7 protein-coding genes are annotated in these 7,893 nt (G+C 66.8%); 3 read left to right on the forward strand and 4 right to left on the reverse strand.

What is annotated here, in order from left to right:
- Nucleotides 1–58: 58 nt before the first annotated feature.
- From PKE80_RS00995 to pedF, 4 genes are all read right to left on the reverse strand, one after another.
- Nucleotides 59–739 carry a response regulator transcription factor gene (locus PKE80_RS00995; protein ID WP_271180892.1) on the reverse strand — a complete coding sequence of 227 codons (681 nt, stop codon included), beginning with the start codon at nt 737–739 and terminating at the stop codon, nt 59–61.
- 61 nt (nt 740–800) lie between these two features.
- Nucleotides 801–2,546 carry a methanol/ethanol family PQQ-dependent dehydrogenase gene (locus PKE80_RS01000; RefSeq protein WP_271180893.1) on the reverse strand — a complete coding sequence of 582 codons (1,746 nt, stop codon included), beginning with the start codon at nt 2,544–2,546 and terminating at the stop codon, nt 801–803.
- Between the two features lie 501 nt (nt 2,547–3,047).
- Nucleotides 3,048–3,911 (reverse strand): substrate-binding periplasmic protein, encoded by an 864-nt coding sequence (locus tag PKE80_RS01005; RefSeq protein WP_370424434.1) that lies wholly within the window; start codon nt 3,909–3,911, stop codon nt 3,048–3,050.
- A gap of 3 nt (nt 3,912–3,914) precedes the next feature.
- Entirely contained in the window at nt 3,915–4,358 is a 444-nt protein-coding gene (gene pedF, locus PKE80_RS01010; RefSeq protein WP_271180895.1) for a cytochrome c-550 PedF, read from the reverse strand.
- A 155-nt stretch (nt 4,359–4,513) separates the two neighbouring features.
- Here pedF and PKE80_RS01015 point away from each other — a divergent pair, with 155 nt between their 5' ends.
- From PKE80_RS01015 to PKE80_RS01025, 3 genes are all read left to right on the forward strand, one after another.
- A complete protein-coding gene (locus tag PKE80_RS01015) occupies nt 4,514–5,503 on the forward strand; it encodes a PQQ-dependent catabolism-associated beta-propeller protein (protein WP_271180896.1) in 990 nt (329 codons plus the stop codon).
- Between the two features lie 231 nt (nt 5,504–5,734).
- Complete coding sequence (locus PKE80_RS01020; RefSeq protein WP_271180897.1) at nt 5,735–7,135, forward strand: porin family protein; 1,401 nt, start codon at nt 5,735–5,737, stop codon at nt 7,133–7,135.
- A gap of 217 nt (nt 7,136–7,352) precedes the next feature.
- A complete protein-coding gene (locus tag PKE80_RS01025; RefSeq protein WP_271180898.1) occupies nt 7,353–7,850 on the forward strand; it encodes a cytochrome b in 498 nt (165 codons plus the stop codon).
- Nucleotides 7,851–7,893: the final 43 nt, after the last annotated feature.

Genomic DNA, 7,893 nt, shown 5'->3' on the forward strand with positions numbered 1-7,893 from the left:
AGCGGCTTGAGGCTGCCCTGGATTGCTTCGCTGCGCTCGCAATGACGAGGTCGGGGGATCAGCCTCGAAACCCGGCCTTCCCCGCCATGATCACCGCCTGCGTGCGGCTGAACACGTTCATCTTCTGCAGGATCGCCGAGACATGCGCCTTCACCGTCGTCATCGAGACGTCGAGTTCATAGGCGATCTGCTTGTTGAGCCGTCCGGCCACCAGATGCCCCAGCACCACGCGCTGCTGCGGGGTGAGGGTGTCGATCCGGGCGCGGATCAGGTCTTCCTCGGCCGCCGCGCTTTCGTCGCCGGGGAGGTCGGGCATGTAGATCTCGCCCGAGAGCACCTGTTGCAGCGCATCGACGATCGCCGCGCGCTTCAATGACTTGGGCACGAAACCCGCAGCCCCCGCTGCCAACGCATCGCGCACCACGTTGCGGTCGGTCACGCCCGAGACCATCACCACCGGCGTGGCGGGGAACTTGTCCCGCACTGCCTGCAGGCCCGAAAGGTGCGAGACGTCGGGGATGTTGAGGTCGAGCAGCACGAGATCGACGTCGCCCGCTTCGTCCAGCACCCTGAGCGCCGCTTCGAGGCTGTCCGCCTCGAGGATCGTGCAATCGGGGAAGGCATCGTCGAAGATCGAGCGTAGCCCGTCGCGGACCAGCGAGTGGTCGTCGACGATCAGAACGCGGTCGGGTGCCCCATATTCGCCCATGTTGTTTTCCGTGACGGCGAGTGTTTCCATGTCTTTATCCCGGGGAGGGATGGCGCGCCAGCGGTAACCGGCGCGCCATTTTGGGGTTGCGTTACTTGGGGATCTTGAACACCCAGAGCATGCCGCCCTGGCTGATTTCCTTGAAGGTCTTGGCCACTTCGCCGCCCCACAGCGGCACCGCGCCGCCCCAGCCGGACATGACGCCGACGTACTGCTCGCCGTCCTGCTCCCAGGTGATGGGCGAGCCGACTACGCCCGAGCCGGTCTGGAACTTCCACAATTCCTGACCCGTCTTGGCGTCGAAGGCCTTGAGATAGCCTTCGGGCGTGCCGGTGAAGACGAGGTTGCCGTGGGTGGTCAGCACGCCGCCCCACAGCGGGGCCTTGTTCTTGTATTCCCACACGATCTTGCCGGTCTTGGGGTCCATCGCGCGCAGCACGCCGATGTGGTCCTCGGCGATCGGCTTGATGGTGAAGCCCGCGCCCAGATAGGCCGCGCCCTTCTTGTAGGCGATCGGCTCGTTCCAGATGTCCATGCCCCAGTCGTTGGAGGGGACGTAGAACAGTTCGGTGTCCTTCGAGTACGCCATCGGCATCCAGTTCTTGCCGCCGAGGAACGACGGGCTGGAGAACACCGGCTTGCCCTTTTCGGTGCCGCTCGGCGCGCCCGGACGGCCCGCGTCGATCACGTTGGGGCGGCCGGTCTTGGGGTTGATGCCGTCGGCCCAGGTGGTCTGCATCACGAAGCGATTGGCGGAGATGAACTTGCCGGTCGTCCGGTCGAGCACGTAGAAATAGCCGTTGCGGTCGGCCTTGGCGCCCAGCTTCATCGCCTTGCCCTTGATGGTGGCGTCGAAGGGGATGAACTCGTTCACGCCGTCGAAGTCCCAGCCGTCGTGCGGGGTGGTCTGGTAGTGCCACTTGATGACGCCGGTGTCGGCATCGATGGCGAGTGTCGAGGAGGTGTAGAGGTTGTCGCCGGGGCGCAGGTGGCTGTTCCACGGCGCCGGGTTGCCGGTGCCGAAGTACACGAGGTTGGTGCCCGGATCGTACGTGCCGCCCAGCCAGGTCGCGCCGCCGCCGGTCTTCCACAAGTCGCCCTGCCAGGTGGCGTTGAGCTTGCCGGTCATGCCGTTGGGCTGGCCGTTGAGGGTGCCGATGTGGCCCTCGATCACCGGGCGCTCCCAGATCAGCTCGCCGGTATCGACGTTGCGCGCCTGAACCGCTCCGACGACGCCGAATTCACCGCCCGAGTTGCCGGTGATGACCTTGTCGCCGACGATCAGCGGCGCGGCGGTGGCGGAGTAGCCCGCCTGATAGTCGCCGGTCTTCTTGTTCCACACCACCTTGCCGGTGTTGCGGTTCAGCGCCACCAGATGCGCGTCGAGGGTGGCGAAGATGATCTTGTCGCCGTGGATGGCGGCGCCGCGGTTCACCACGTCGCAGCACGGCATGATCGCGTCGGGCAGGCGGGCGTTGTATTCCCACTTCTTCTCGCCGGTGCGCGCGTCGAAGGCGAACAGGCGCGAGTACGAGCCGGTGACGTAGATGGTGCCGTCATAGACCAGCGGCTGCGCCTCCTGCCCGCGCTGCTTCTCGCCGCCGAGCGAGGAGGCATAGACCGGGAGCAGCTTGGCGACGTTGGAGGTGTTGATCTGGTCGAGCGGGCTGAAGCGCTGCTGCCAGGGGCCCATGCCGTACGTCAGCACGTCGCCGGGGGTGTCGGCGTCCTTGAGCAGGTCGGCGCCGGTCGGGCCATCGGCGGCCGAGAGCGGTACTGCTGCGAGGCTGCTGGCTGCCGTCAGGGCTGCGAGTATATATGTGAAACGCCGCTTCATCCTGTCCCTCCGTTTTTGGGTATTCGGCCGGGGGTGCGTGTCTCGGGAAAATGCCCCCGAACCCCGATCGTCGCCGTGCAGCCTAGGACTGTAAGAGGGGCGGCAAAATTGCACCTTGGGAGGATGGGACAGGTCTTGCGCGAGGGGGCTTCGACAGGCTGCGCCTGACCCTTCGACAAGCTCAGGGTGAGCGGAGGTCGTGTAAACCTCTCCACCCGCTCAGGCTGAGCTTGTCGAAGCCCTGGCGGCGCGCACCTGCCTCCTCCCCTCACTCCTCGTCACCCTGAACTTGTTTCAGGGTCCATCGGGCCGTTGAGACCGGAGGGGGCAAGCCACCGGCCGCGCGTGCGGTTTGCTGTCGCATGTCCTGGGGCAGGCGGCACAATGGACCCTGAAACAAGTTCAGGGTGACGGCGTGTTGTGACGTGAGGGAGGGCTGCGTGGCGTTCCCGGTTCGGGGGGCGCCGGTCGCAGTCGGCACCCCCGTCCCCCTCCGGAGCCTTAGGCCGTTTGCGAGGCCAGCGCGGGTTTCCACTCGACGCCGTACTTCGCGAAGATCGCCTTCATGCGGCCGTCCTTCGCCATGGCGGCGAACTGTTCCTCGATGGCGAAGCCGAGGTTGCGGCTGTTTTCCTTCACCGCGATGCCGATATCCCAGCCGGGCGAGAGCATCGCGGGCAGGAAGCCCTTGCGGCGCAGGATGCCCGCGTCGGGCGCATCGTGCAGGGCGGCCTCGATCTGCGCGGTGCTGGCGACGGCGGCGTCCGCCTCGCCCTTGCCGACGGCCATGACCGCCTCGTAGCCGGTGGGGACATGGATCACGTCCTTCGACAAGGCCCCGCCCGCATGGCCGAGCAGGTAGAAGTCGGGGATCGAGTCGAGTTCAGCCGCGATCCGTTTGCCCTTCCAGCGCACCGGCATCGCCTCGCAGTCCGCTGCCTCACCGCAGGCGGCGCCGAAGCTCTCGCGGTAGTAGGGGGCGAGGAAGGTGACGTTGTCCTCGCGCGCCATCAGCTGGCGGTCGAAGGGGACGTGCAGCATCACGTCGCAGGGCTGGAAGCCGAGCAGCCCGCCGCGCCAGATGACGTTGCGCAAGTCGTCGGACAGATCCTCGTCCGCCGTGAACAGCGCGATGTCGGCCCGCACGCCCAGCTTCTCGGCAAGGGCATGGGCGAGATCGACGTCGATGCCGGCCGGCTTGCCGCCATCCTCCCACGACCACGGGCGGTTGTCGGCGTAGAGGCCGACGCGCAGCGCGCCCAGTGCCTTCACCTTCTCCAGCGGCGCGGCCCAGAGCGCGGCAGGCCGCAGGGACGCAAGCGCCCCCACGGCTCCCAGACCCCTGAGGAGGGACCGGCGGTCCACCGCTTATTCGTCCGTGTGCTTGGATTCCAGCCAGGCGCGGATCGCCCAGCCGGCCTTCTGGCCCAGCACGTCGCCGAAGGGCGGCATGTAGACCTTGCCGTCATGCGCCGAACCGTGGCGGAAGCGCTCGACGAACCATTCGTCGCCCGAGGCACCCAGTTCGAGGTAGCGCAAGTCAGGCGCGATGCCGCCGGAAATGGCTTCGAGGCCGTGGCAGCGCGCGCAGTTCTGGCCGTAGGCGGACTGGCCGATGGCGATCGCCTTCTCGTTCTTCGAGTAGGGGTTCTCGGTCTTCCACACGTCGTTGCCGCCTTCGATATCGGGCAGGGCAGAGGTGTCCACCGGCTGCGGCACCACGTCGCCGTGGGCGTAGAGATTGGTGCCGATCGAAAGCGAGGTGATGGCGGCGGCGACGGTCAGGACCGCGCGGCCGATGCGAATGGTCATGGATCAGGTGTCCTCTGCGACTTCGGGTTGCGCTTGGCTTCTCTTCCCGAATGTTGCTTTCGGATAACCTTGGGTCCGGGCGGGTGACCAGTTGGCCAATGGTACAAGACCAAGGTCGCATTGCTGCGGACGCTGGAAGGCGTAGGTTTTGCAGTATGGAGAGAAGCCTGAAGACTTTCGCGCTGGCGCTCTGCGCCCTGTCTGCCGCCCCGTCGCATGCGCAGGATGCCGATGGCGCCGTCACGCGCGCCTATGTCAGCAACGAGCGGTCCTCGACCGTCACCGTCATCGATCTGGCGAGCGGAAAGGCCGTGGCGCAGTGGCCGGTGGGCAAGCGCCCGCGCGGGATCACCATGACGCGCGACGGCCGGTACGTGCTCGTCTGTGCCAGCGCCGACAATGCGGTGGAAGTGCGCGACCCGGCCACCGGCGCGCTGGTGGCCACCTTGCCTTCGGGCGCGGACCCGGAGCAGTTCTTCGCCTCTCATGATGGCAAGCTGCTTTACGCCGCCAATGAGGACGACGGCGCGGTGACCGCGATCGACCTCTCCGCGCGCAAGGTCGCCTGGCAGGTGACGGTGGGCAAGGAGCCCGAAGGCGTCGCCGAAAGCCCGGACGGAAAGTGGCTGCTGGTCACCAGCGAGGAGGACAATTCGGTCGCCTGGATCGACCTCGCCACCCACACCGTCGCCGGGGAGACGGAGACCGAGGCGCGGCCCCGCCATGTCGAGTTCACGCCCGATGGCCAGCAGGTCTGGATCGCGGCGGAAGTGGGCGGGGTGGTGCAGGTCGCCGATGTCGCGAGCAAGGAGGTCGTGAAGACCATCCGCTTCGCCCCGCCGGGTGCGCCGGACTACAAGGTCATGCCCTGCGGCATCCGCTTCACGGCGGATGGCAAGACGGCGGTGGTGGCGCTCGGCCGGGCGGACAGCGTGGCGCTGGTGGACGTGGCGAGCGGGGAGGTGCGCGGCTACGTCAAGGTCGGCGCACGGCCGTGGCATCTCGCGATCCTGCCCGGCGGGGGCAGTGCGCTGGTGGCCAACGGGGCGAGTGATGACCTCTCGCTGGTGGACCTCGCGGCGATGAAAGTCACCGCGACGATCCCGGCGGGCGAGGGGCCGTGGGGCGTGGCGCTCGGACGGTAATCCCTCTTTCGTCAATACCCCCCGTTTCGTCATTGCGAGCGCAGCGAAGCAATCCAGGGCGGCGTAAACCGCCCTGGATTGCTTCGCTGCGCTCGCAATGACGAGGTGGTGGGCGGGTGCCATCCTCCCAAAGTACCACTGCCCAAAGTCCAATTTCGCGCCGCCCGCCCCGGCCGCATGGTCCGCCTCAGTCGCAGGAATAGACGACAACTTCCAACGGGGGACGGATCCATGATTTCGCGGATCATTTTACGCGGCGGTGCCGCGCTGGGCGTACTCGCCCTGGCTATAGCACCCGCCTACGCAGGCAGCAGCGAAGCGCTTCTGAAGCGCCTGCACGAAAAGGGCATTCTCAGCGACGAGGACTACACCGAGCTGCTCGCGCAGGAGCAGGCCGAAGCTTCCGCACCCGCTCCAACTCCGGCACCCGCCGCAGCCGCGCCCGCCGGTGACTCCGGCCTTTACGTCAAGCGTACCGAGAGCGGCATCGGCCTCGAAGTCGGCCCGGCGACGATCAAGTTCTCGGGCTCGGTTAACGGCTTCTACGTCCACGACAACCCGGCTACCGCATCGGCCTCCACCGCCGTCACCGGCGGCGTCGCCAGCGTCGGCACGCGCAATTCCAGCGCGGTGCGCAACGGTCTGCTGCCGGGCTTCCTCAAGGTGGAAGTCAGCACGAAGCAGGAGGGCTGGGACATCGGCGCCTTCTTCGGCATGTACCCGGGCATCAACTCGGCCGCATGGGGGGCGCTGGGCGCCAACAACGGCGGCCAGCCGACCGCGCTGGCGACGGCGGGCATCGATTTCCGCCAGACCTACCTGACCTTCGGCAAGCCCACCGTCGGCACCTTCAAGATCGGCCGCGACATCGGCCTGTTCGGGTCGGAGGCGATCCTCAACGACATCACGCTGCTTTCATCCGGTACGCCGGGGGGCAACGTGGCGCCGGGCAACACGACGCTCGGCCGCATCGGCGTGGGCTATATCTACACCGACTTCCAGCCGCAGATCACCTATACCTCGCCCAGTTTCGGCGGCGTGCAGGCATCGGTGGGCGTGTTCCAGCCGCTGTCCTCGCTGACCGGCCCGGCGCAGGAGAACTCGCAGCCCGGCTTCCAGGGCAAGATCACTTATGACGCGACGCTCGGCGGCATCGGCCTTCGCGCATGGGCGGGCGGCGTGACGCAGCGCCACAACGAGATCACCGGCCAGAGCTACACCGGACAGGGCCTCGACTTCGGCGGCAAGGTCACAGCGGGTCCGATCACGGCGGTCGGTTACTATTACACCGCCAAGGGCCTCGGCACGACGGTACTGGGGCTGCACGACACCGACGGCTTCGGCAACGCCCGCAAGAGCGACGGCTTCTACCTTCAGGCGCTCGCCAGCTTCGGCAAGTTCGCGGTAGGCGGCAGCTATGGCGAGAGTTCGCTGCATTATGCGAACGCTGCCGATGCGCTGGCCAGTCCGAACCTCGTCGACACCAATTCGAGCTGGGTCGGGCAGGTCCGCTACAGCCTGACCAGCTGGGTCACGCTGATCGGCGAATACACCCATTCGAAGGCCAAGGCGCATTCCGGCAACGAGGCGTCGAGCGACGCCCTCGCACTGGGCGGCATCCTGTTCTTCTGATGCACCGCCTTCGTCATTGCGAGCGACCGCAGGTCGCGCGGCAATCCAGCGGCGGATCAATGCCGCCCTGGATTGCTTCGCTTCGCTCGCAATGACGAACGGAGGGGTAAGTTCGCAGACTTGTTTGACCATCACCCGGAGTCGCAGCCATGATGGAATATCGTAAGTTACCTCCGGAACGCCCGCCCGAAGCGGGGCCGCACAGGAGGCCAGACCCATGAACACCACCCAATACAACGCCGGCGCACGCACGCTGCACTGGCTTATCGCGCTGCTCATCATCGGCAACCTCGCCAGCGGATTGTTGCACTTCGCGATACCCGTCCACAAGGCGATCGGGCTGACGGTGCTGGTGCTCTCGCTGGTGCGGCTCGGCTGGCGCATGGCGTGGAAGGCGCCGCCGTACCCGGCCTCGATGAGCCGCGCCGAAGTCGGCCTCGCCCATGCGGTGCATGGCGTGCTCTACCTGTTCATGATCGCGATGCCGCTGTCGGGCTGGATCATGGCGTCGGCGGGCAAGTACCCGCTGTCGTGGTTCGGGGTGTTCGAGTGGCCCAAGCTGGCGGTCGTCAAGGGCAGCGCGATCTTCAACGCGGGGCACGAATTCCACGAGATCGGCGGCTGGGTGCTGCTGGCGCTGGTGCTCGGCCACGTCGCGGCGGCGCTGCGCCATCATTTCATGCTGAAGGACGGCGTGCTGCGCCGGATGTTGTAACGGTGCAGACCCCCACCTCGTCATTGCGAGCATAGCGAAGCAA

Source organism: Novosphingobium resinovorum (genome assembly GCF_027922145.1).
GTDB classification, from domain to species: Bacteria; Pseudomonadota; Alphaproteobacteria; order Sphingomonadales; family Sphingomonadaceae; genus Novosphingobium; species Novosphingobium resinovorum.